Below are 25,128 nucleotides of genomic sequence, written 5' to 3' on the forward strand. Positions count from 1 at the left end.
TGTTTCTTTTTGTAGCAAAGAAAAAGAGGGGTATGATGAAAAATTCACCCCTGCAGGAATCCCATCGCTTTTTCCGTATCGAAGGTACCCCGTTTCTCTTTTTCGATCTCCTCGACGAAAGCCTCCAGGGTAAAAAGCGGCTCCTCCATCGTCGCGACGTTGAAGGCCGTATTCTTGATGACAAGGCTGATCTGCCCGCCGCTGAGGTCGTACCCGGCAAGTTTTTCGATGTCGAAATCTTCTGCATAGGGTGCTTTCACCGGCAGCATCTTCTCCCAGAGCGTGCGGCGCTGTTCGCGGTCGGGGCGCTTGAACTCGATCTTGTAGTTGAAACGGCGCGAAAAGGCGCTGTCGATGTTCTCCAGCAGGTTCGTCGTCGCGATGAGGATCCCCTTGAAGCTTTCAATCTGCTCGAGAAAGATGTTCTGCATCTGGTTGTGCATCTGCTCGGCGCTGCTGCCCGTGCCGGAGGAGCGCGCGCTCAGAAACTGGTCGGCCTCGTTGAGCAGCAGGACCGGTTCCGTCTTCGTCTTCTCCGTCAGTTCCTTGTAGGTATCGAAGATCTTCCGCACGTTCTTCTCGCTCTCGCCGACGTACATGGAGAGGATCTTCGAGCAGTCGAAACTGAGCACCTGGCGCTTGAGCGACTTCGAGAGGGAGTAGGCCGTCATCGTTTTACCGGTACCCGGGGGGCCATAGAAGATGATGCGTGCATCCACGCCCTGCTTCTTGTTCTTGACCCCCCACTCCACAAGCCGCTGCACGACACGCTTGTCCATCTGATGCATCAGGTTATCAAGCACCCGGCGCGTCGAAGGGTTGAGGACGACGTCGTCGAGGGAGGTGATGGGATCGATCAGTTCGAAGATCTCCTGCTCCTTGATGAGCATGTCGAGTTTGAGCTTGTGCACCTTCTTCTTTTTCTGGGGATGCATGATGTTCTGCAGCACCTCGTCGACGATATAGAAGGCCCGGGCGATCCCGCCGAAGGGGTTGAGCATCTCTTCGTAGTCGATGATCTCCTCGGTGAGCAGTTTGGAGCCCTCTTCGAGCAGGGCGCGGTTGCGGATGCGGTCGTATTCGTCACTGCTGATCAGGTCGATCAGCGCCGTCATCTCCCGCAGGGAGTTGTCGCCGGCGCTGTACTCCTCTTTGAGCAGGGCCAGGAAGATCACCTCTTCTTTGCCTTCGAGCTCGCTGGTACGGAGGTACTTCTCCAGCGCGATCTCCGACGTCGTCTGCGCGATCCGCTCTCCGATCCGTTTCTCCAGGATCTCCAGCTTGTTCTGCAGCCGGTGGATGGAGAGGGACTGTTCGTTGCCCTGGTGGCGCACCGTGCCGATCTTCTGGTAAAGCTCGATACGGAAGAACTGGTCCTGGAGGTACTCCAGGTGGTCTTCGTAGGGTTTGATCTCGGGCAGCGTCATCTCCAGCGAGCCCAGTTCCAGCAGCCGCAGGAACGGGGTGCTCAGCGCAACCTGCGTATTGAGCAGCTCCAGGTTGCACGCCTCGCTGACCTTGAGCGGCGTGAAGCTCTGCTGGGCGATCCAGCCGAGTTCCAGCAGGTTCTTGATCTGATCGAGGTGGGCGAGGTAGCCGTACTCCTCCTCCCCGAAAAGCTCCTGCAGCAGCTCCAGCACCCCGCTGTCCTCCTGCCCCGTGATGTAGCGGCGCGCCATCGTCTGAAGGATCTTCGCCTCCTCGACACCGCACTTGAGCTGGGCGAAGATGGCGCTCTGCTCCACCTCCCCGCGTTCGACGAACTCCACCAGATATTTCACTTCAGTCACTTCCTTTGTTGTGTTCGGAACCTAGAAACGGTACTCCGCGCCCAGTGTCACCAGGATAGCGGCCGTATTCGTGAAGGTCCCGTCGATATTGTTGTCGTTGACGGTGCCGTCGATTCTGCGATCCTCTTTGTGGTCATAGAGGATGCCGCCGCCAAGGTTCCACGCGTCGTCCAGGTGGTAGCGCGCCCCGGCGGAGAAGATGACGGCATTGGCATCGGGCAGCTCGAAATTGAGCGTCTTCTCGGGAATCGGGGTCTCGTCGATTGCGATGCCCGCCATCAGCGTCCACGCGTCCAGCCCCTGGGTGACGCCCAGGCGGTAGACGTTCGTATCCTTCCAGTTCTTCGGGATCGGGTCGTCGAAGTACATGGCCAGCGCCCCGATGTCGGTGTCGTAATCAAAATCCAGGTCCTTGAAGGCGGACCAGTAATCTTTTTCATACACGAATTCGACCGTCGTTGACTGTGCACTCCCTTCATTGAAGGTGTATGCCGCGGCCACCTGCAGCACCGCCGGCAGCGGCAGGCTGACCGAACCTCCGGTGTCGTAAAGCAGGGTACCGTTATAGGCGCCGTCGTCGGGGAAGTAGAGTTTCGCATCCCCTTCGATATTGAATTCGATGCCGCTGCGGTAGGTCGCCGCGAGTTTGAGCGCCTCCGTCGGACGGTAGCTCAGCGCCAGGTTGTACCCGAACGCGAACCCGTCGCCCGCCATGTCCCGCGAACCGATGGAACCGCTTTTCACGACGCCCTGCACGTAGAGCGCCCGCAGGCCGCCCCCGACGGAGAGTTCCGGCGTGATGCGGTAGGCCACCGTCGGATTGAACTCGATCGTCTGCACGGTCACCTCCCAGGCGTAGCTTCGCGCCGGCTGGTCGTTCCAGCGCTTGGAGAGCCCGCCCGGCGAGAGCATGGAGGCACCGAAGCGCCAGTCGCCGAAGGCCGGAGAGACATAGTGCAGCGTCGGGACGAAGAAGTTCTCGCGTTCCGCATCGGAGCCGCTCGTATCCGTGCCGACGACCCCCGCCTGGGGCGCAGAGCCGTTGAAGTGCACCCCGGTCAGGCCGATATAGGTCAGGGCTGCCTCCGCCTTCTGCACGGCATCGTCAAAGACCATATTCGCCGGATTATAGTAGGTCGCATCCGCCCCGTTGGCGTTGGCGGCATAGGCCGCGGCCAATGCCAGGCTGTTGATTGAGTTTTCGGGAATGCGGTATCCCCCGGCCGTCAATGCCGTAGCTGCCGTCGCCAACAGAAGCGCTCTCTTCATCCTTCTCTCTCCTGATCCCTAGAGTCTATCTATAAGCTTATGGTATCCAATTGCCCCAAAGAATTGTCATAATACCGTGGTGCACCGCCGTTCATCGTGGCTCACCGTTTTGATGCGTTTAATCTCATTTTATAGCGACCTCATCTATAGTAACAGCAGCACTAACCAACGAAGAGAGGGAATGACCTATGGGAAGATTGCGTCTCCATCCGCTTTACAGCGCCGCGGCGCTGCTGCTCGCCACGGCGGGCGCACACGGTGCCGGGTTCGGCATTATTGAGAATTCGGCCTCGGGCATGGGCGTGGCCTATGCATCGGGCGGGGCGGCGGCAGAGGACGCCTCGACCGTCTGGTTCAACCCCGCCTCGATGACGCTGCTGGGAGGCCAGAACGTCGTCGGGGCGATCAATGCCATCCTCCCCTCGGCCGATTTCAGCAACAACGGCTCCACCTTCGCCGACGGCAGCGCATTGAGCGGCCCCGATGCGAACAGCAACACCCCCGCCCTGATCCCGACCTTCTACTACAGCGGGCAGATCGATGATCAGCTCTTTGTGGGGCTCAGCATCAACGCCCCCTTCGGGCTGGTGACAGAGTATAACGACGACTGGGTCGGACGCTACCACGCCGTCGAATCCGACCTCAAAACCGTCAACATCAACCCGGCGATCGCCTATAAGATCGACGAGCACTGGAGTCTCGGTGCCGGGGTCAGCGTCCAGCTGCTCGACATCACCCTTACCAGTGCCGTCGACTTCGGTGCCCTGCTCGGGACGCCCGGCAGCGCGGACGGTTTTGCCGACCTGACCGGCGACAACTACAACGACCTGGCCTTCGGCTGGAACGTCGGGGTACTCTACAACGTTGATGAGCATACCCGGGTTGCCCTCGCCTACCGCTCCGCCGTCGACCAGCATGTCGAGGGCAAAGCCGACTTCCGCGTCCCCGCGGCGGCCGCCCCCGTCGTCAGCACCGGCGCCTTTACCGATACGGCCCTCAGCGCCGACGTCACCCTGCCGGCCTCCGCGTCGCTCAGCCTCTTTCACAACTTCGGGCCACTCGACCTGATGGCCGATGTGACCTGGACGCAGTGGAGCAGTTTCCAGGAGCTGCGCATCAAGTACGACAACCCGGCCCAGCCCGACTCCGTCACCACAGAGGATTACCATGACCAGATCCGCATCGCGATCGGCGAGCGTATTCATGTCAGCGAGAAGTTTCTGCTCCGGACGGGGATCGCGTATGACCAGAAGGCCGTCAAGAACCGCTACCGCCGTACCCCGCGCATCCCGGACAACGACCGTTTCTGGCTCTCGATCGGGGCGGGTTACGCCCTGAACGGCATGCTCAGCATCGACGCGGCCTACAGCCACCTCTTCGTCGCGAGTACGAAGATCGAGAACACCTTTGAATCCAGCATCCCGGAACTCAACCACACCCTCAAAGGGACGTACGATTCCAGCGTAGATATCCTCAGTGTCCAGCTGAGCATGAAATTTTAGGAGGCAACGATGCGCCATTACCGACTTACCCTGACCGCGGCGGCTTTCATGCTGCTGTTCGCCGGATGCGGCGGCGACAAGAGCACGGATCTGCAGGACAGCCTGAACGGCCAAACCGTCGACGACCTCATCGCGGGCTATACGCTCTTCGACCCGACGACGGGAACGATCCCCTATCCCAACAATATTCTCTTCGCCCCCAACAGTAGTGGGGCGGACGATTACGACTTCGGCCAGACCCTCAACATCCCCTATGAACCTTCTGACGCCGACGCCAATGTCAAGCGCCAGCTCAATACCCTGACGGGCTTCTCGACGACAATGCCGATTACCGCACCGATCAGTGAGGGGGTCACGCTCGACACCACCTCCCTGCCCGTCGGCGTCCAGCTCTACAAGGTTGACGTCAATGCGACGACCGGGGCGGTGACGGCCATCAACGCCACCCTCGTCTACGGTGTCGATTTTGCCGTCGCCCAGAGCGGCAGCACCATCGCCATCGTACCGATGAAACCGCTGGAGTCGCTGACGAATTACATGGCCGTCCTCACCAATGACCTCAACGACAGCGACGGCCGCGTCCTCGCCCCGGATTACGCAACAGCCCTGACCCTCTCACCGAACCCGGTCGAGGCCGGCGGCGCGATCGACGCCGAGAGTGCCGCCGCCCTTGAAGCGATCCGCCAGGGCAACCAGGCCATGCTCTACGCCCTGGCCGTGGCCGGCAAGGACCCGACCAAAACGGTGCAGATCTGGACCTTCCGGACCCAGATGATCGGCGCCGTGCAGAGCAGTATCGCCCAGTATGCGCAAAATGACACCAACGCCGCCCTCGCCATCCAGGATGTCAATATCACGACCAAGGCGCTTTTTGCTCAGCTGGGGATGGATACCACCCTCATGACGGGCAGCGCCGAGATCTTTGCCGGGACCCTCTCCAACCTCCCGCAATACATGCCGCAGGGGTCGCCGCTGAACCCCCTGCCCGTCCTGGCGGGCGAGTTCAGCTACAGCGCACCCTTTGTGCCGATCATCGAAGCCAACATCACCGTACCGGTCGTGGCGACGGTCCCGAGTGCCGCTTCGGGATGTACGAAACCGGCGGCCGGCTGGCCGGTCGTGATCTACCAGCACGGTATCACCCGTGTGCGTACCGACCTTTTCGTCTACGGCGAAACGCTGGCCTCGGCCTGCTACGTCGGCATCGCCATCGACCTTCCGCTGCACGGTGTCACGGAATCCAATACGACGCTCAACCCCTTTTACATGGGAGCGCTGGAGCGCACCTTCAATGTCGACCTGGTCACGGAAAACCCCTACGGCACCGTCGTCGCCTATGCACCGGACGGCGTGCTTGACTCGACGGGGATCCACTTTATGAACCTCGCCAACGTCACGACCACAAGGGACAATCTGCAGCAGACGACTTCTGACCTCATCGAACTGACGAACAGCATCGCCTCGGCGGTGGTCTTGGAACTGAACGCGACGCTGAGCAACCTCGACGGTTCACGCATCAGTTTCCTGTCACACTCCCTGGGCAACATCGCCTCCATCGGCTACCTCAACCAGACGGGCGCGCTGCAAAGCGCCGTCATGATGATGCCCGGACAGCAGATGATCCCCTTCCTGATCAGCTCGCCCGTCTTCGCGCCGGAGATCAATGCCGGGCTGGCCGTCTACGGCATCATGCCGGGTACGCCGGAATACAGTGCCTTCCTCCACGCGACGCAAACAATCATCGACGACGCGGACCCGGCGAACTATACGGCAGGCATCGGGGCAGCCAACACCTTCCCCATCCTTGAAATGCAGGCGATCGGCGACGGCACCGAGGGGAGCGGCGACCAGCATATCCCCGCCGCCGTGGCGGGCTACCCGCTTGCAGGCGGCAACCCTTTTATCGCCTTCACCCAGGCCAAAGACCTCAATAAAAGCGCCCTTGTCGGGCCATACTATTTCCCCGATACGAACAGGACCGTCACCCGGGTCACCGCAGGCGAGCACCGCTCTCCTCTTGACCCGCAGTACGGCCTCGACGCCTTCTTAGAGTACCACACCGAGCTGATCTCTTTCATCTACAGCAACGGTACGGCGATCCAGGTCAACGACCCTGCGATCATCAAGTAGCAGCGGCTTCGGCCGTGCTAAGTGCTAAGTGCTAAGTGCTAAGTGCTAAGTGCTAAGTGCTAAGTGAAGGATGTCGGTATCCGCTTCTTGCGTCAAGTCAGAAACGGTCATTAGCGTGTCAGTCAGAACGGTCATTAGCGTGTCAGTCAGATTTGTGACGCATGGAAACTCCCGCGAGCGGCAGCCTTTTATCCTTTTTTCTTCCCGGTTCGGCTTCTTTTTTGGATAAGCATAAGCGCTAAAGCGCAATACATGCGAGGCACTAAATGCCGAGTCGTAAAAAAGAAGGGGAACAAAACCTCTTGCTTCATCGAGTAAACAAAGCGGCAATAACATATCTCTTTCATTCTTTTCTTTTTCATAAGAAAAGAACCAAAAGAAAATCGTCGTTGCGCGAATCGCTCGCTGCTCCCGGCTTTGTGCCTCCACAGCGGCTTTCAAGGCACGCTTAACGACCCATGGCCTATTGATTAATGCGCTTCAGGAACTGAAGCTCACTGAAAAGTAAAGAGCTTCGACACGTCGAAGTGTATTATGTGGATGGAGTCTTGGCCTTGAGCGCGATCCTTGAAAGCCATACCGGAGGCACAAAGCCGGGAGGGATGAGCGATTCGCGAAAGGCCGCTTTTTGCGCTACTTTTTCTAAAAAAGTGGCAAGGGAGGTATAGGGAGAATGACACTGATGATTGACGTCAGCGCTCTTCCAGGGAATAAAGCAGCTTGATCTCCTCCGCCCAGATCGTCTCGTCGATCGTTTCGAGGATGAGTGGGATGTCGTCCATACGCGGGTCGTTCATGATGTAGCGGAACGCCTCTAGACCGATCTTGCCTTTGCCGATGCTGTCGTGGCGGTCGACATGGCTGCCAAGGTCCGGCTTGGAGTCGTTGAGGTGCATCCCGCGCAGGTACTTGAAGCCGACGATGTTCTCGAACTCCGCCATGGAGACATCGTAGGCCTCCTTGGTGCGGATATCGTAGCCGGCAGTGAACATGTGGCAGGTATCAATGCAAACGCCGACGCGGGACTTGTCCTCGACCTTGTCGATGATGTGGGCCAGGTGTTCGAACTTCCAGCCGAGGTTGCTCCCCTGTCCCGCCGTATTCTCCAGCACAAGCGTCACGCCGCTGGTCGCGTCGAGTGTCCGGTTCATACTCTCGGCGATCCGGTCCAGACACACCTCTTCGCCGATCTGCTTGAGGTGCGATCCCGGGTGGAAATTGAGCCGGTCGAGCCCCAGCTGCATGCAGCGCTCGACTTCGTCCACGAAGGCGTCGAAGGATTTCCGGCGCTTCTCCTCTTCGGGGTGGCCAAGGTTAATCAGATAGGAGTCGTGGGGCAGCACGTGTTTGGGAGCGATCCCGCTCTCTTCCAGCAGCCTTTTGAAAGTGTCTATCGTCTCCGTATCCAGATCCTTGGCCTTCCATTGGCGCTGGTTCTTCGTAAAGAGGGCGAAGGCCTGCGCCCCGATCGCCTCCGCATTCGTGATGGCGTTGTAGACCCCGCCCGAAGCCGACGTGTGTGCACCGACAAATTTATTGCTCATGATAAAAATTCCTGTTTTTAGGCAGAAGCATAACCAAACAGGAGTTAAAGGGGACGAAAGGAGTACAGGTAGTATCAGGGACTAAGTACTATTGGCAAATGGTCATTGGTTCTTGATAAACAGCACGCTTCAGTAACCTGAAGCGCATTAAATCAATAGAGAGCTGGCCCTGAGCGCTCCTTGTTAGCCATCCCGGAGGCATAAAGCCGGGAGGGATGAGCGTTTCGCGAAGGGCCGATTTTTGCGCTACTTTTTCTAAAAAAGTGGCATGAACATTCTTCTCTATCTTTTCTTTTTACAAAGAAAAGAAACAAAAGAAAATCGTCGTCGCGCGAATCGCACGCCCTTCTCGGCTTTATGCCTTCAGGGCGGCTTTCAAGGCACGCTTAACGACAGGTCGCCTATCGATTTTATGCGCTTCGGGAACCGAAGCTCATAGCACTGTTGGTTTACTGCAACCGTTTGAACTTGATCAGTATCCCGTGTTCGAGGTCCCGGAAGTATATCTGCTCCGCCGTGACCCGGTAGACGATCCCGCCCACTTGCTGCTCAAAGCCCTCGTCGGTATGCACGATATTCCGGCGCTCCATGATCGCCTCGCCGCGCAGCAGATGATAAAAGAGGTCGTCGGGGTAGGCGGCACTGAGATATTTTGCATTGAAGGCCGATTTGGCGAGGCACCCCTCCCCCTCCATACAGACGAGGCTTTCGATCTGCAGCCGCAGGATACGCTGGCCCGCCTCGAAGACTTCCAGCTCCGCGACCCCGTCGCCCTTACGGATATAGCCCGTGTCGGCGAACCGCCACTGCGGCGTCTTGAACACGACAACATAAGCCGCCGTAACCGGGGGTTTTTTCATAACACAGCCGCCGAGCAGTACGCCTGCAACGATGGGTAAAAGCCACATTGTCAATCTGCTGATCGTCATCTGATCCTTCTTGTCGTCCAGTAGTGCCGTTTCCAGTAGGGCTTATCCATACTCGAGATCATCACCCCATACTTGGTGGAAACGTGCATGAACTTCCCCGCTTCGAGATAGATGCCGACATGGCGGTCGCGCCCACTCGTGCGGAAAAAGACGAGGTCCCCTGCCTGCAGCTGCTGTTTGGGTACGGCACTGCCGCAGCTTGCCTGCTGCCGGGTCGTCCGGGGCAGCCTGATGCCGAAGAGTTCCCGGTAGGCCTGCTGCACAAATGCGGAGCAGTCTATCCCCCGCGGCCCCGTGCCCCCGTAGCGGTAAGGGACATGGTGCCACTTCGTCTGGAATGGGTAGAGTTTGGCCAGAGCCGGATCCTGGCTTACCGGCTGCTGCGCCGGAGCCGTCTCCTCATCTTCCTGCAGCAGCCACACCTCCTCCATCGGCGGCAGCGCCGCAAAGGTCCTGTCGGCGGCATGCACGACCGGGGGCGGCGACGGCCTGCGGTCGACGTAACGGGTGGAGCAGCCGCCGAGCAGCAGCGCTGCCACGATACCCAGACCACCCAGTTGCCGCACCCTGTCCCACATCATCGTTTCAACGCCCTTTTCAGCCCATCGGGTAGAGGATGTCCGCGTGCACCGCGTTGCAGGCTGCCATTACCTCTTCCGTGAGGGTCAGCTCCATGGCCGCGAGCGACGCGTCAAGCTGCTCGGGGCGGGTCGCGCCGATGATCGTGGAAGCGACAAAGTCATGCTGCTTGCTCCAGGCCGCCGCCATCGTGACCGGGTCCAGTCCCGCGTCGGCGGCGATTTTGAGGTAGCGCTGCGTGGACGCGAGGGTCTTGTCGTTGACGAAGCGCGCAGCCATCAGGCGCTGGCGTGCGTTGGGGGATTTGAAATAGTCCGCGAAACGCCCCTCGCTTATGTCCGCCTGATTGTATTTTCCGCTGAGTACCCCGCCGCCCAGCGGCGAATAAGGCAGCAGGGAGATCTGCTCTTGACGGCAGAGGGTGGCAAGCTCGTCCATGAAACGGCGGTTGAGCATGGAGAAGTTGTTCTGAATCGACTCAAAGCGGGCCAGCCCTTTGTAGTGGCTGGCGGCCAGGGCCTTCGCCGTCCCGTAGGCCGTGTCATTGGAGGTACCGATATAGCGCACCTTGCCGCTCTGTACCAGCCGGTCGAAAGCCTCCATCGTCTCCTCGACGGGCACAACGGTATCGGGCCAGTGCATCTGGTAGAGGTCGATGTAGTCCGTCCCGAGCCGCTTCAAAGAGCCTTCGACCGCCCGTTCGATATGGAAACGGTCCATGGCCGTCAGCCCGTGGCGTACCGGGGGTACGAACCAGCCCGAGGCCGCCCCGGCGACCTTGGAGGCGAGGATAATGCTCTCCCTCGGCTTCGTTTTAAGCCAGCGTCCGACGATCTCCTCGGTCTGTCCCGCCAAGTCCACACGCGGCGGAACGGGGTAGAGTTCGGCGGTGTCATAGAAGTTCACCCCCGCCGCGTAGGCCTTGTCCATAATGGCGAAGGCGCTCTTCTCGTCGCACTGCCCGGGAAAGGTCATCGTCCCCAGGCAGATCGGGCTGACCCGCAGGCCGCTTCGGCCGATGTAGCGGTATTGCATTGTTATCCTCCTAAAAGCGTGGCGTTCCCTGCACGCTACTCAATCAGTTCTTTCATCTCTTCCGCGCAAACAAGCACCAGCGTATCACTGCGCATCGCGTCAAGCTCGTTGGAAAATCCCCGTTTCGCGAAGAGCCAGATCTGCTCCGGCTCGAGCCCGACAAGGGCGCACTTCTCCTGCAGCTTCTGCAGTTCGCCCCGGTTGACCTTGGTATTGGTCCATTTGCACTCGCCGACGATGAAGCCGCCGTCGGGGGCGCGGGCCAGGATATCGAGCTCGATCACGCGGTCCCAGTAGCTGCCGCAGCGCAGGTAGGGGTCGTTCCCCAACTGATGGCGCAGGTAGAGCTGGGAGATCTCCTCGAAGACCAGTCCCGTAAAGGCCGTATCCTGCTCCTCAAAACGCTGCAATACGCTTTCATAGTCCCCCTGCTCGATCCGGCGGTGCTGCGGCGAGACGAAACGGAACCAGAAGCGCAGGAAAGGCGAACGGAAGCGCAGTTTGTGCGAGATACGGTGGCGGGCGACCTCGCGCTTGAGCTTCTGCTTCGGGTAGCTCTTTTCCGGCGGCGCTTCCCGCGAGGCTTCCAGGTCGAGGATGCCGAGGGTACGCAGGTGGTCGACGAGCTCGCCCCCCTTCGCTTCGCTAATGTGTGCCCGGCGGCAGGCGGAGTGGATACGGCGGTCCCCCTTCGCCACGGCCTGCAGCAGCGCAATCACCTGCCGGTCCTCGAGAAAGCCTGTATGAATGCGGTTGTAGTGTTCGCCGTAGTGGTCCAGTATCTTCGTTTCGATCAGTTCGGAAAGCGGTATGGTCGTATCGATCTCGATGCCGCTCTCGCCGAATACGGCGAAATATGCAATGAGCGTCTCCATCGAGTCGGGGAACGTCTCATCATGGAAACGGCGCAGTTGGTTCAGCAGCAATGGAGGCCCTCGGTCAGCATGGGGGCATTATAGCACAGGGCCCGGCCTCAGGGGAAGTGGTACGTTCAGCGCTCTTTGCAGATCTCGCCGTACATCGCCGGTCGGCGGTCGGCGAAGAGCGCCCAATAGTCACGCTGTCTGGCGATCTCGTCCAGGTCATACTCGGCATAGATGACTCCTTCGCTCTCACGGTCGCCCTCGGCGATCTTCCTGCCGGTATAGTCCGTCGCGAAGGAAGAGCCGTAAAAGGTGAGCGTGCAGCTCTCCCCCGCCTCCTCGCCGATGCGGTTGGCTGCGATGACGGGGACGGTATTGGCGGCGCTGTGCCCCTGCTGGACCCGCTGCCAGTGCTCTTTTGAATCGACGTTGATCTCCGGTTCGCTGCCGATGGCGGTGGGATAAAAGATCAGTTCGGCGCCCAGAAGCGCGAGCGAGCGTGCCGTCTCCGGGAACCACTGGTCCCAGCAGATGCCGACGCCGATCTTGCCGAAACGTGTCTGCCATACTTTGAACCCGGTATCTCCCGGCACAAAGTAGAACTTCTCCTCGTACCCCGGTCCGGAAGGAATGTGGGTCTTGCGGTAGTTCTCCAGCACCGACCCGTCAGCATCGATCATCACCAGGGAGTTGAAATAGCGCTCGCCGTCGCGCTCGAAATAGCTCAGCGGCAGCACGACGCTGAGCTCCTTCGCCAGCGCCGAGAAGCGGGCAATCATCGGGTGACCCTGGCGCGGTTCGGCCCACGTAAAATACTTCTCGTCCATATCCTTGCAGAAATAGAGCCCTTCGAAGAGTTCCGGCAGCAGCACGATCTGCGCACCCCCTGCCGCCGCTTCGCGTACCAGCGCTTCCGCCCGGTCCTTATTGGCCTCTTTATCCTCACCCATGCGCATCTGAATAGCGGCAACTTTCACCATGGTTTTCTCCCAATCAAACTAAACCGAATTATACCGCTTTCGCGCACTGCTGTACTGCGAAAGTGATTCATAATACAGTCACAGAGCTTCGGCCCGTCGAAGCGCATAGAATGAAATCAAACATTGGCCTTGAGCGCTCCTTGTAAGCCGCCCTGGAGGCAAAAAGCCGGGAAGGGCGAGCGATTCGCGAAAGGTCGCTTTTTGCGCTACTTTTTCTAAAAAAGTGGCAAAGCGATACTCTTCTCTATCTTTTCTTTTTACAAAGAAAAGAAACAAAAGAAAATCGTCGTTGCGCGAATCGCACACTGCTCCCGGCTTTGTGCCTCCGCAGCGGCTTTCAAGGCACGCTTAACGACAAGTTGCCTATTAATTACATGCGCTTCGGAGGACCGAGGCTAATTGGGGAAGAAGTGACTTAAACACGTCGAAGCTTTTTTTACGGAAGAAGAAAGCAACGCATAGCACAGGATGACACGCCATGACGCCGGGGCAGCTCTGAAAACCCTGTACGGTGCCGAGCTTACAGGCATCAACCAACGAGGAGAACGGTTCCGCCGGTAAATGCCCTGGCACATCGCACAGGGTTTCCACAATCGCCCGGAAGCTTTTTGCCGGGAGTGCTCCCGGCAAAGCAAGGTCAGACCTCGAGCTCATCCTTGAGCTTGAGAAAGGTCTTTTCACCTACTCCCTTGACGTTCATGATATCCTCGATGCTGTTGAAGCGGTGCTCTTTGCGGTACTCAATAATCTTCGCCGCCGTCGCCGGGCCGATCCCCTTGAGACTTGACAACTCCTCCGCCGTCGCTGTGTTGAGGTTAACCCCCGCGAACAGAGGTATGCTGATCACCAGCGCGGCAAGCACCGCCGCGGTTTTCTTCACGAATCCCATTTCGACTCCTTTTTAATGAAAAGTTCCGGGTACCCTTCTGCAATCCTACTGAAATAGTATTAAATATTTTTTAACTGTTTATATTTCATAGTGCAATATTATTATTTTTTAGTGTTTTATATTGATATTGTATATTCATCCATAATTCGGAACAAGGAGTAATGCATGTACCAGACTATGACCCAGATCGGCAAAACCTACGGCGTCGACGCCAAGACCGTCGGCAAGATACTCTATACGTTGAAGATCCGCGACCCCGACCATCCGGAGCAGAAAGGTTTTCCTTTCGAGCAGGCCGTCGTCCACGGCATCGCCAAGGCCTACACGGGACGGACCGGGGAACCCTACTACCGTTACGACATCGAACGGGTTAAAGAGGAGTTCGAAGCGGAACTGAAGCGGCTACCGCCTGAACACCAAAGTCCTCCATCCCAAAAAACCATGACGGGGGATGTATCAGGAAACGGGACGATCGAAGCGAAACTGCAGGAGATGCTAACGGCACTGAACAGCGTCCTGCAGACGGGGGAGATAGACGGTCTTCACCGTCTGAAAGGGGATATCGCGGATATCTATGGAATATTAGCGCGCATGTATGACGAACGACAGATGAAAAACAGCAGCGCACGAACATAACAGGCTGTCTCCTGTCGACCGTTCATGTGACTATTGTCCTCTCACCATGAACTATCGGTGGCATCAGCTTGGGGAATCCCGCTCACCTTGGTGCAACTACCGAGGGAATGAGACTCTGATGATGACCACCATCCCCTTTGACCCTTGCAAACAATCCAAACCCATTTCCTACGAGAAGAAGCATTAGTTTTGTGAATAATATATGCATATTTAAAAATTATATTATTGTCAAATGTTATTTTTTGGCTGTCCTTTTGTATTACGGTGTTATTTTTTATAAAAAAATAATCTAAAAAAACCTAGAGTGTCACTGAATGTTTGAAAAGGCTGCGCGCTTTCTACAGGCACGCCAGGTTATTACAATCCTCTCAATAAAAGGAACTTTGAATGATTTCCCAGCACTCCCTATGGAGAAAAACACTTCTCTCCGGATTAATTCTGTTTGCCGTCGCTGCGATCACGGCATGTAACTCGTCGAGCAATTCGACCAAGACGCCAAGCGTCCTATCGGCCCAGGATAGTATTGCGACGGTCAGCGTCGTTGACACCTCAGGTCTCCCGGTAACGGGTGCGAGCGTCACTTTTAACGGGACGGCCCTGGACATCGAAGGCAAAGAGATTACGGAAGCTTTGACAACCGACGAGACCGGTCTCATCGCGTTTTACAGCTCTGTCGGCGCCAACGTTAAAATCCTTGCAAGCAAGGCGGGGTATCTTACCACCGGGACAGAGATGACTATTAGCGACGGGGCCAACAACAAGATCCTGACGATGGTCGTCTTTCAAGACGGTGCAACAGTGAATGGCATCGCGATGGGAGAGCAGAACGTGACGACCTCCGGCGGGACGACGACCGGTCCCGTCGAAGTCACCCTCAACAATACGACCGACGGCAACGTCTCCGTCAGCCAGAAAATCACCATTCCCGCGGGCACGGTGATGAAAACAGCCGACGGGCAACCGGCGACCGGTACGGTGCACGTCCAGGCAACCAACTTCACCGCCGATGCGGTCGAAGCCTTCCCGGGAGGGATGTCTGTCGTAGCAGCCGGCGTGCCCAATACGGTGACGAACACCACGAGTACGCAAGCCGTCGACTTCGTATCGGCGGGCTTTACGGCGATCCAAATGACGGACGACGATGGCAAAAGTATCAAATCCTTCGAAAACAACCCTATCACGATTGAAATGCTCGTTCCCATCGGGAGCCTCAACCCGGAAACGGGCAATCCTATTGCCATCGGCGATATCATCCCTATCTGGAGCTACGAGGAGACCACGGGCGAATGGAGCTATGAGGGTCAGGGCGAAGTGCTGGCAAACGACGCGACGACGTACAAGATTGTCTATGAAGCCTCGCACTTGAGCTACTGGAATCTCGACTGGTATGGCGGTGAGCGCTGCAGACCGGCCTATGTCGACATCGCCGATCTTTCCCAGGGTACCGAAGTCATTACCTCACTCAAAGTCAAAGCACGCGGCCTCCATAGAGAGGTCTTCGATTACGCAGGCGACGGCTCTTATGAGCTGAACAACATGCCGAGAAACCTACCGGTCACCTTGACGCTCTATTACGACGGCGAAAAACGGGACAGCACCACCGTTACCTTTAGCGATACGGGGTGTCAGGCCGCGTTGCATGTCGGGACGGTCGTACCGAAAACCCCCGTCAGAGTCCGCGTTGTAGAAGAATGCCGCAACGGCAGTAAGCAAAACCCTATCCCATCCGCCAGTATCATTATGCAAACCGCCGGAGGGGCCTGGACAGCCACCGGCGTCTCTACCGGGCTCGACGGTGTCGCCGGCATTCTGATCGCACCGGACCAGAATACGAATATCCGTGTCTATATGTACGGGACGGATCGTTACACCTCCACCTTCTCCTCGGTAAACATTAAGGCCGGTGAGACGCAGGATCAGACTATCGTCTTCACCCTCGGTTCCAAGTATGACGACTACTGCAACGGCGGTGCTACAGGCGCTACTGGCGGGACAGGCGGCACCGGTGGGACAGGCGGTACCAACCTCTAAAAGGGCCGCACGCACAAAAGGTGCGTGTTCCCTCACTCTTCTGACATTCCCCTCAGTGAACGAACGTCCCAACACATTACAACTACCTGTCGCGCTTCGATTGAAAACAGATCGATGACGCTTATCTTTATCAATCTATCCAGTCGGAATATACTTCCCGACGCACGAATAAACCTTTCAACGCTCCATACCTATGCATCTATAGTACAGGTTACTGTTGCCCAGCATACTTTTCATAGGCGTTCAGCATTCTTTCTAGATGGTACTTCAGGTATTCGGCACTGAGCCGGTTGCGGTTGCGAAAATAAGGCTCACCTTCGAAAATACTCCCCAACACGCTGCCGCTGCCGGGAACGATCCAATTTTTCCCATCGGAGCGAGCCACAGTCGTACGCAGACCGTATTGCCAGCTGTTGACCCCTTTTAGCTGGAGGTAACGGTTGTCCACAGGGCTCTTGCGCAGTGCCAAAGGGATCTCGACGGCGAGGGCAACATAGTGATTCACTTCTTCGGCCTGGTGAAGGGGCACACTCTGCGGACGGCTCTGCAGGTAGCCCAGCGAGACCGCCGTATCGCCGAAAAAGCGCTTCAGCGTTACGTCGAAACCGATGTCCTGGTACCAGTAGCGTCCCCCCTGCACCTTCAAAAAGAAGTCCCAGGGGACATAATGGTAGCTGTAGCCGGCAATAAAAAGTGTCTTTTTATCGTCCTCGAAACCATCCGTCATATTGAGGAAGTAGCCTCCTTTGAGCTGCAGCGTATGGCGCCCGACCGTATACATGAGCTGATCCATCGCCCCCGCGTAGTCGTAGACATACTGCCCCGCACTGAGGCTGTTAAGCACCCCGAACAAATTGAAGCTATAACTGAGTTCCGTTTTGTAAATACCGCCGTTGTCGTAGTAGCGCCAAAACATGCCGCCGGGGTCAAGTTCCTCCGAGTTGGCAACAGGCTCGTCGTACTGGATGCCGAAATCAAGGCCTTTAAAAAGAGTCGTTGTCCCGGTCAGACGCAACAAGAGCTGGTAGTCAAAGACCCCCGCTTCGGTGCCGACAAAGGTGGAGAGTTTTGGGCTCAAAGCGAGACGCGGCTTGAATAGCGTCCCGTTTTCCGTGTCCGTAACCACCACATACCCTGCTTTGTCGATCGGGTGCGATTCAAAGAGCGAATCCGTAAACACTGTTTTCGTCGTGTAAGAGGGAGTCTTGAAGAACGCCGCGGCGGCAACAAGGGAACCGTGAAATGCCGTCACCCGCACCCTGCTCTTGAGGGGTTCGACAACGAAGCGGCTATAGCGTCCGGCATAATGAGAGGCAGTGCCAATAACAATGCCGAGGGCATCAAGCTCATTCCACTCGTAGACACTGTTCTCGTAAGCAATGTAGAGCGTATCGCCCTTGGTCGCAACCGTCACATTCTCCAGCCCGGCATCCGACAACCGCGGCGCGAGGTCGCCCAACGGGCGCGGCGGTTCTGTCTGCTTGCGCTCTATACTGGCTGTCAGCTCTTCCACTGCAGGCAGGTCGGGAGCAGCGGTAGGTACGCTCTCCTCCGTCACCAGAACAGCAGCACTCCCCTCTCTCTCTACGCTGTCAGGGGTGTACCGCTCATGCTCGTAGAGTGAAAAGACAAGGTTAAAGGCCAAACTAATGCTGTTGTCATCGGAGAGGTTGGCAGCCACAATGCTGTTGAACTTTACCCTGTCGCTCCACGACCGGGGGGTCTCAATGCGGACGCCGGCATGCCTTTCCCTGCCGTCATACTCCCCCAGCAGGTAAAACCAGTCGAAGGTACGCACCTCGGCCCCGCCGAAAATACCGTCCATACGCTGGCTGATCTTGGCTCCATTCCCTTCAATATCACTGACCCCGTAGCCAAGCGACAGACGGACAAACCAGAGTTCCTTGTCCATGACGACGTACTTGTTGCCGTAAAAATTGACGGAACTCCCGATATCCTGATACCCCAGCGCGACATTGGGAAGATAGGGGTGAAGCAGCGGAAACGGCAGCTGCACTTTTACATTGCCCGAGAGGTCGCGGTGAAACCCCCTGGCTTCGGAGAGACGCCCCTGAAGCTCGAAATAGGGCAGGAACCCGCTGCCGAAGATGTAATCTTCCTGGTAGCGATAATCCCGCTCATAATCATAGTTGCGCTGATGATTGTCGAACTGGTTGTTGAAGGAGAGTGTGATATCGCCTTCGTTCATCACCTGGGCGTTGGGGGTATTGATGATCCCCGTATAGCCCTGCATGGAGAGCGAATGCGTCAGGTCGCTGCCGAAAAGCACAAGCGGGCATAACCATACACTAAGGGCGATGACCCTTTTATTGCTTTTCTGTTGTTTCCGCATCGCGATGTTCCTTTAACCGATACGGATCCAGGTTTGGGCCTGCCTAGCTTGCACCTTCACGGACAAGTACGGTCTTGATCGTTTTGAAGAAGATGACAAAGTCCATCCACAATCGCCAGTTCCGAGTATAGTAAACGTCCATTGCCACGCGGGAATGAAAATCGACGTCGCTGCGGCCGCTGACCTGCCAAAGACCGGAGATCCCGGGCTTGACCGCCAATACCAGATCGATATCGGCGCCGATCTTTGCTTTTTCGTTAAGCATATAGGGGCGCGGGCCTATAAGCGACATCTCGCTGCGCAACACATTGATGATCTGCGGGAGTTCGTCCAGCGAGGTCCGGCGCAGAAAGGCTCCGATCTTCGTAATACGGGGGTCATTCTCGTATTTGTGGTAAACCTGGTAGTTCTCAACCTCTTCAGGATGCGTCTGCAGATACTGTTCCAAGACCTTGTCCCCGTCTTCACGCATGGAACGGAACTTATAGCAGACAAACGTACGGCCGTTCTTGCCCAGCCGTTCCTGCTTAAAGAAGACACTCCCTTTCGGCTCCTCCCGCTTGATCAAAAAGGCGATCAACGCAAAAACCGGGACAAGCAGAGGCAGCAGCAGAATGCTCATTACAACATCGGAACTGTTCTTCAAAATAATGTTCGAACGTTTCTGCAGCGCGTTTTCCAAAACGATCATATTGGTACGGGCATTGAAGACATTGACGATCCCCGCACGCGTGTAGTCGAAACTGTTAAGCAGCGGGATAAAAATGATCTTCTTTTTCTGACGCACCAGTTTGGAGAGGCGTGCCTCAATGTGATCTTTCGCATTGCCGGAGGTATCCATAAAGACGACATCCGAGTGTGCAGGGCTTGTTTTAACATACCCCAGATAGCGGTTCCCGAAGATGATGTCCCCAATCTTCGAATTGCCCGAAATGACAGAGGCTTTTTTTGGCCACAGGCCGAAAACGTTCCAGTAGCGTTTCAAAACAAACTTGGTCGAGGGAAGCACGAAGCCCATGAAGACGTATGAGAGGATAATGATACCGTCCGAATAGTCCGCTACCGATTTGTTCAGTGCCAGCACAGAGAGGACCATGAAAAACGACAGCCCGAGCCCCTTGAGAATGAGGCGGGTTTCGTCCCAAAAGTCACGGCGATAGCGGTAGAGTTTTAACGTGATGAACGTCAAAATCACCAGGATGTAGACGATCAGTTTATCCGTGTAGTGATTGATATCCCCGGGAACAGCATTTGAATCCTCTTCTAACCACCAGACAAAGACATAAGCAAGCACAATACTGACATAGACCCCGGCGGCATCAAAAAGCATCAATACCAGACGCGCAGAATCCTCTCTCATACAATACCTCTTATTTTTATCTATTTTTTAATATTTAAAAACTGAAAGGGCATTTATACAATCAATTCACTTAGTTTTCGCCCATATAAACCACCGCACTCATTTACGTCAGCCCCGCCAAGAAGGCTCGCCACTTCCCATGCTTGTACACATATAAAGTTCGGATGATGATTCGTAACGGGGTTGTGTAATGTGTATGAGTTCAGACCTATCTATCAGTGGAAAAAGCAGATTTTGCCGAAAGAAATATTGTCCACGAGCCCTGTTTCCATGTTGCCATTCTATTGCAGGAACAAGTCCGATAGATATCAACTCATAGGTGTATCCCGCTCCGACTACTGCAAATGAGTACTGAATCTTCTTGTCGTTTCCCGACACAGGCTCTTCAAACCAGTCCAAGAGAAGTGCACGTTCGACAGAGAGGACTATTTGTTGGCCAATAACCCATGAAAGAGCTCTTCGTAACTGTCAACGATTTTCGGCCAGGAGTAGATGTCCCGTATTTTTTGCATGTTTGCCGCCAAATAGTTCTGGTAGTCTTCTTTATTAGTCTTATCAAGATAACCCGCTACTTCATCCGATGTTGCGAAGTAAAAAGCATCATTCCCCAGGATAGTGGAGTTGAAGCGGTTATTATGCGCACAGATCAGCGCGTTGGAGGCCATCGCCTCCAGCAGAGAGGGATTTGTCCCCCCTACAGAGTGACCATGGAAATAGAGACTGGAAAAGGCACGGAGATTATTGAGTTTTCCAATGTCGTAAACAGCCCCGACAAACTGAATGCGTTCATCCGTAAATTTGGATTTCAGGTAGTTTCCGAATCCCGTTTCATGCTTCCCGATAACCAGAAACGGCTTGTTGCTTTTGGATGCAACAACGCCGTCGAGGATCATCTCAATGTTGTTTTCCGGCTCCAGACGGGCAATGAGCATATTGTAGCCGTATTTCTCAACTCCAAACTCTGCCAATACGCTTTCCTCAAAATGCTCTACGGCATGCGCACCATAGGGGATGTAGGTGGAGTCCAGAGCGTATTTTGATTTCAGGTACTCCTGGATACCCAGGGAATCCGCCACAAGATAGTCACTCATCTTCGCCCCGAGAGACTCTGCATATTCCAGAAATTTCTGAACTTTTTTACTGTACTTGGATCGGGTCCACTCCAGGCCGTCCATGTTGGTCACCAGAATGGAACTTTTGGGCGAATACCAGAAGAAAATTGAACTGCTTGTGTATCCCAGCTGCAAAATAATGTCGAATTTCTGTTTCCGCGCGTCTTTGATGCAGAGCAGGTCATAGATGAATTGTCCCGCCGTGCCGATCTTATTTTCAGGATCGTAGATGTGCCTTATGTTCACTCCATTCCACTCTTTTTCCTGGTAAGGATGGGTATGAGAGTTGTACACTGTAACATCATGCCCTCTTTCTGCCAATCCGACCGAAAGATACTCCGCAAACTGCTCAAAACCACCATAATGGTTCGGAATACCCCGTGTCCCCAAAATTCCTATATTCACGATATAAACCTTAATTAATATTTTTTGTTTTCATCAAACTTCAACCGCATAATACCAAATGTTGTCCCCAATACAATGAGACCATTTTTCATAGCAGCAGAATATATATTTGTATTTGGGAGGTCGAATTTGACTGGGAAGAAAGTCTTTCCATTGTCTCTTGAAAGAAATGGTCCTTGTGCGAATGACTCATCGTTAAGCACCCAATTCGTATTAGAATATACTAGGATATTCTTACCATCTACAATAACAGGCCAAAAACTCAACTGATTTGCCATCACTTCTCCCTTATTACTCCCTACCTGCATTTTAATATGCTCTTTTGAATAAGCCTCCCCATAAGGTAGAATAATAAGACGCCCAGGTTGATCTTGCGACTTCATTGTGCCAATAACAAGGGCTCCGTCTGTCTTCAATGCCAGACTTTTAATAGAATCCTGTCCAACATCGCAACCATGCCATGACTTTCCGTTGTCTATACTTTTGTAGAGTGCCGCCGGGTCTTGGAGCCTATTCAGTTTACTCCCAATATTTGCATCCCCTACAGAAGAAGATAAATAAACTATTTCGTGTTTATCATCAAAGGCTATATCAGTAAAAACGATTTTCTGTTTTATATATTGCAAGCGCAATTTTTTTACTAATGTAAATGTTTGTCCCCCATCTATAGTTCTATACAGTTCATCGCTAAACAACCACCACTGACGTTGGGAATCTTTCTTTTCAAATAAGACTTTGAGCAGCAGACTACCCCCTGGAAAGATCTCACCTTTGCCTAAATGCAGTGTTATATCTGTCCATGTTTCTCCCCTATCTTTTGACAAAAAAAACTTCTTATCTTGATTCATATGATGCCCTGAAAATTTGTTAGAGCGTGCATCATCTTCGATGTAAATAAACTGATCATCTTCAGATGCAAAAACATGTGTCCCCAGCCATGACCATTTCCCAAGTCGCATTGTTTTTGGTATTTTCGTGATTAGCGGAGAAGCATAACTACTATTGACATCAAATCGCCAAGCAGAATGATCGTATGTCCCTGCATAAATATAGTTATTAGTAATAGACAATGAGTCGACATTGCCTATAGCACTTACTCCTTTATTGCCAAAGAGATTATTGGAAAAAATCATCCATAAAGGTTCAAAACTTTTTAATCCATCTTTGGACAGCCATGCGCCAATCTTGGAGGTTAATAGAATATTTGGGCCAGTACCAGTAAAGACACGCTCGATTGCTCCGTAAAAATGTCCGAAATCAGCATACAACTCTTCCGGTAAATCATAAGTCATAGTTTTGTTGGACACAAGATCATAAAGATAAACACTACTATCTTTTGATGATCCAAATAATAGTTTTGTTGTGCTTCCCGGCAAAAGGGCAACCGACATCGTGTCTTTTATTTTGCATGGGAAAACCCCAAAAAGACAATAAAGATCTATCCTCTCAAGATGTATTTTATTGCTGGAGTTTGTTTTGACTTTGCACAATATTGAATTGCTCTTATGCTTCAAACTTGTCAATGACATCAACAGTGTGTCTTTTTCTACTGAGGAAATGACCAAATCACGTACAAAATAACCATGTGGCAATAGTATACGCTGAAATCGTATTTTTTCTACCGGACCGTCAGCATTTAAACTTTTATAAAAACTACCATCTTCAAAAGAAACATACAATATATTCGACTGATAGGGATGAGGGTATATCTTTTTTACTACTGAATCTTTACCCTCAATATCAATATTGATTTTATGGAATACAGAGGTATTGACATCCATCACGTATAGATATTTTTCTGACCTACCTTGAAGAAGCATTCTTTCAATATGTTTAATTGGCATAAATATCTTGGTTCCAATGCCCGCAAAAACACGTTTCCCATTGCAACTGAATTTGATTTGTGAAAATGAATTCTTTCTTTTCCCATATTCTTTTATAGGTAAGCCATCCTCTATGCTTACCCATTTTCGACCATGATCATTCGTTAGAAAAATGCCATCCCCTGCAATTGCAATTATATTTGTATTAGTAGGAGACACATCAAAATCAAAGAATCTACGAGTGGTGACACCATCCTTATCGTAATGGGTTAAGTGCTGCCATGACTTGCCACTATTACCTGAATACACTAGACCACCGATGTCAATCAACACATATATGTCATCATCCCTGATGACTGCATTTGAAATAACATTCGTAAATCCAGGACCTATTACTTCCCAATGTTCATAAGGTAGTTTTTCCTCATATCCAGATCCTAATTTAGTGGTCTCGCTTGAAAGACTGGATTGAGTAATTAAGAAATACATGAAGAACAGAAAAACATTGACAACCTGTCTCATATTACTTTACTTATTCGTTTCCCCTCAAGATTGTCGTTTTTTATGATAATAAACAATAGCCCTAAAAATACATAATAGAGTGTCCACATATAGTCGATAGAAAGAATAAGAATAAAGAGATAGAAGTTTAAATAGAAAAAGAAAAAGGGCTCCATTATCTTATGAACACGCCAAAATTTAATAATAAAATTAAATAGCACTATAGCAAAAAGGAGTGATAGGCCTAAGCCAACAATACCGGTATTTAGTAAAATAGATACATAGTAGTTGTCCATTGCTTTCATAGAATATTGTTCCATAATTTCTATCGTCCCAAGGCTACCATGTCCGAACCAACTAACATGTTCACTTCCGATCATGAGTTGAAGAAGTCTTGCATTTGTACTGTTGGTTGTCGTTTCCGATTCGTCAGCGGATAAAGCCACTAATTCCAAAGCATTATTTACATAGGTATCAAAGTTGACAATGAAAACAATACCTAATAAAATGAATAATAAAACTGACAACCTAAAAAGAACCCTTTTTAAAAAATATTGTATTTTTTTTGAAAGCGTTGATTTGATGGCACTTAAATTGAAAATGAAAAAGTAATATAAAATATACAAAGCCATCCCCATTCTTGAATCTGTCATATAAAGAATCAATGGAGTCATCAATATATTCAATAAATAAATAAACTTGGCATTAGAAGTAGAATATTTGAAATAATAATGGTTAAATGGAAGCAGCATTAGTAGATATTGTGCCAAGACTAAAGAATGAGGAAAAGTCGATATTACACGATACTTTGTGTCTCTATAATTCCCACTAGCCAATGCCTCTCTTAGATTCTCATTGAATGCGGAAAAAATTGAAAATAAAGGTTGTTTAAACTGCCACTCCAGAAATGCCAATCCGATAACAATCAGTTGCAAAAACAAAATTAATTTTATCAGCCTATCTATATGACCCCTATCAACAAAAACAACTGTAACTAATAACAAAAACATCTGTCCAAATATTTTTATGATGCTGTTTGCTGTTGAAGCTATATGGTTCAATGAAAATAGCGCGCTGCTTGCCAATAAGATAAAATAAAATATGACTATCAATAAAAAAAATAGTTTATAGTGCCGAAAATAGTCATTAACTTCTTTTTTCACCTTACTTGAATAAGCATAAAATAGAATTACCATTATGAAAAAATATATATCTAACAACCGTTCTGGGTTTAAGCCAGGCAATGCACTAATTTTTATTACAACATACGAGGGCCAAAGAATGATCAAAACCAAAAGTAGTTTAAAGACCGTGTACTGTTTTTTTCTTTGTAATATCAAAATGCCCTTCTCTCGTAAACTGCCAAGACAAAATTAGTTGCTACAGCAACCTCGTTA

General features: G+C 52.9%; 20 protein-coding genes. 5 read left to right on the plus strand and 15 right to left on the minus strand.

Going from position 1 to position 25,128, the window contains the following annotated elements; all coding sequences use genetic code 11:
* Nucleotides 1–44: 44 nt before the first annotated feature.
* Both WCX72_RS11460 and WCX72_RS11465 read right to left on the minus strand, forming a co-directional pair.
* A complete protein-coding gene (locus WCX72_RS11460) occupies nucleotides 45–1,781 on the minus strand; it encodes an ATP-binding protein (RefSeq protein WP_345969880.1) in 1,737 nt (578 codons plus the stop codon).
* A 30-nt stretch (nucleotides 1,782–1,811) separates the two neighbouring features.
* Complete coding sequence (locus WCX72_RS11465; RefSeq protein WP_345969881.1) at nucleotides 1,812–3,059, minus strand: outer membrane protein transport protein; 1,248 nt, start codon at nucleotides 3,057–3,059, stop codon at nucleotides 1,812–1,814.
* 188 nt (nucleotides 3,060–3,247) lie between these two features.
* On the opposite strand from WCX72_RS11465, the gene WCX72_RS11470 reads away from it, so the two are divergent.
* Together WCX72_RS11470 and WCX72_RS11475 are read left to right on the plus strand one after the other, a co-directional pair.
* Nucleotides 3,248–4,561 carry an outer membrane protein transport protein gene (locus tag WCX72_RS11470; RefSeq protein ID WP_345969882.1) on the plus strand — a complete coding sequence of 438 codons (1,314 nt, stop codon included), beginning with the start codon at nucleotides 3,248–3,250 and terminating at the stop codon, nucleotides 4,559–4,561.
* 9 nt (nucleotides 4,562–4,570) lie between these two features.
* A complete protein-coding gene (locus WCX72_RS11475; RefSeq protein WP_345969883.1) occupies nucleotides 4,571–6,691 on the plus strand; it encodes a hypothetical protein in 2,121 nt (706 codons plus the stop codon).
* 45 nt (nucleotides 6,692–6,736) lie between these two features.
* On the opposite strand, the gene WCX72_RS11480 is transcribed toward WCX72_RS11475, so the two are convergent.
* Entirely contained in the window at nucleotides 6,737–7,132 is a 396-nt protein-coding gene (locus WCX72_RS11480) for a hypothetical protein (RefSeq protein ID WP_345969884.1), read from the minus strand.
* Nucleotides 7,133–7,383: 251 nt separating this feature from the next.
* Nucleotides 7,384–8,235, minus strand: a complete 852-nt coding sequence (gene nfo / locus WCX72_RS11485; protein ID WP_345969885.1) for a deoxyribonuclease IV — start codon at nucleotides 8,233–8,235, stop codon at nucleotides 7,384–7,386.
* Between the two features lie 268 nt (nucleotides 8,236–8,503).
* Here nfo and WCX72_RS11490 point away from each other — a divergent pair, with 268 nt between their 5' ends.
* Nucleotides 8,504–8,674, plus strand: a complete 171-nt coding sequence (locus WCX72_RS11490) for a hypothetical protein (RefSeq protein WP_345969886.1) — start codon at nucleotides 8,504–8,506, stop codon at nucleotides 8,672–8,674.
* Nucleotides 8,675–8,684: 10 nt separating this feature from the next.
* Here the strand turns inward: WCX72_RS11490 and WCX72_RS11495 are convergent, their stop codons facing one another.
* The 6 genes from WCX72_RS11495 to WCX72_RS11520 all read right to left on the minus strand — a co-directional run bounded on the left by WCX72_RS11495 (nucleotide 8,685) and on the right by WCX72_RS11520 (nucleotide 13,510).
* Nucleotides 8,685–9,164, minus strand: a complete 480-nt coding sequence (locus WCX72_RS11495; RefSeq protein ID WP_345969887.1) for a hypothetical protein — start codon at nucleotides 9,162–9,164, stop codon at nucleotides 8,685–8,687.
* Nucleotides 9,161–9,745 (minus strand): NlpC/P60 family protein, encoded by a 585-nt coding sequence (locus WCX72_RS11500; RefSeq protein ID WP_231019212.1) that lies wholly within the window; start codon nucleotides 9,743–9,745, stop codon nucleotides 9,161–9,163. The genes WCX72_RS11495 and WCX72_RS11500 overlap by 4 nt, the downstream gene beginning before the upstream one ends.
* A 16-nt stretch (nucleotides 9,746–9,761) precedes the next feature.
* Nucleotides 9,762–10,778: an aldo/keto reductase gene (locus WCX72_RS11505; protein WP_231019213.1), complete on the minus strand. Its 1,017-nt coding sequence runs from the start codon at nucleotides 10,776–10,778 to the stop codon at nucleotides 9,762–9,764.
* 35 nt (nucleotides 10,779–10,813) lie between these two features.
* On the minus strand, nucleotides 10,814–11,704 hold the full coding sequence (locus WCX72_RS11510; protein ID WP_345969888.1) for a DUF234 domain-containing protein: 891 nt from the start codon (nucleotides 11,702–11,704) through the stop codon (nucleotides 10,814–10,816).
* A gap of 65 nt (nucleotides 11,705–11,769) precedes the next feature.
* Nucleotides 11,770–12,621, minus strand: a complete 852-nt coding sequence (gene aguB / locus WCX72_RS11515; protein WP_345969889.1) for an N-carbamoylputrescine amidase — start codon at nucleotides 12,619–12,621, stop codon at nucleotides 11,770–11,772.
* Between the two features lie 637 nt (nucleotides 12,622–13,258).
* Nucleotides 13,259–13,510, minus strand: coding sequence for a helix-hairpin-helix domain-containing protein (locus WCX72_RS11520; protein WP_345969890.1), 252 nt, complete (start codon nucleotides 13,508–13,510; stop codon nucleotides 13,259–13,261).
* Nucleotides 13,511–13,675: 165 nt separating this feature from the next.
* On the opposite strand from WCX72_RS11520, the gene WCX72_RS11525 reads away from it, so the two are divergent.
* Nucleotides 13,676–14,146, plus strand: coding sequence for a hypothetical protein (locus WCX72_RS11525; RefSeq protein WP_345969891.1), 471 nt, complete (start codon nucleotides 13,676–13,678; stop codon nucleotides 14,144–14,146).
* A gap of 387 nt (nucleotides 14,147–14,533) precedes the next feature.
* Complete coding sequence (locus tag WCX72_RS11530; protein WP_345969892.1) at nucleotides 14,534–16,177, plus strand: hypothetical protein; 1,644 nt, start codon at nucleotides 14,534–14,536, stop codon at nucleotides 16,175–16,177.
* A gap of 211 nt (nucleotides 16,178–16,388) precedes the next feature.
* On the opposite strand, the gene WCX72_RS11535 is transcribed toward WCX72_RS11530, so the two are convergent.
* From WCX72_RS11535 to WCX72_RS11555, 5 genes are all read right to left on the minus strand, one after another.
* Nucleotides 16,389–18,530 carry a YjbH domain-containing protein gene (locus tag WCX72_RS11535; RefSeq protein ID WP_345969893.1) on the minus strand — a complete coding sequence of 714 codons (2,142 nt, stop codon included), beginning with the start codon at nucleotides 18,528–18,530 and terminating at the stop codon, nucleotides 16,389–16,391.
* A gap of 43 nt (nucleotides 18,531–18,573) precedes the next feature.
* The gene (locus WCX72_RS11540) at nucleotides 18,574–19,890 is read right to left on the minus strand and encodes a sugar transferase (RefSeq protein ID WP_345969894.1); all 1,317 of its coding nucleotides are present in this window, start codon (nucleotides 19,888–19,890) and stop codon (nucleotides 18,574–18,576) included.
* A 425-nt stretch (nucleotides 19,891–20,315) separates the two neighbouring features.
* Nucleotides 20,316–21,407 carry a DUF1972 domain-containing protein gene (locus WCX72_RS11545; protein ID WP_345969895.1) on the minus strand — a complete coding sequence of 364 codons (1,092 nt, stop codon included), beginning with the start codon at nucleotides 21,405–21,407 and terminating at the stop codon, nucleotides 20,316–20,318.
* Between the two features lie 14 nt (nucleotides 21,408–21,421).
* Nucleotides 21,422–23,752 (minus strand): hypothetical protein, encoded by a 2,331-nt coding sequence (locus tag WCX72_RS11550; RefSeq protein ID WP_345969896.1) that lies wholly within the window; start codon nucleotides 23,750–23,752, stop codon nucleotides 21,422–21,424.
* On the minus strand, nucleotides 23,749–24,894 hold the full coding sequence (locus WCX72_RS11555; RefSeq protein WP_345969897.1) for an O-antigen ligase family protein: 1,146 nt from the start codon (nucleotides 24,892–24,894) through the stop codon (nucleotides 23,749–23,751). Before WCX72_RS11555 ends, WCX72_RS11550 begins: the two co-directional genes overlap by 4 nt.
* Nucleotides 24,895–25,128: the final 234 nt, after the last annotated feature.

Origin of the sequence: Thiomicrolovo immobilis, assembly GCF_039645955.1 — a bacterium.
Taxonomy (GTDB): Bacteria; Campylobacterota; Campylobacteria; order Campylobacterales; family Sulfurimonadaceae; genus Thiomicrolovo; species Thiomicrolovo diazotrophicus.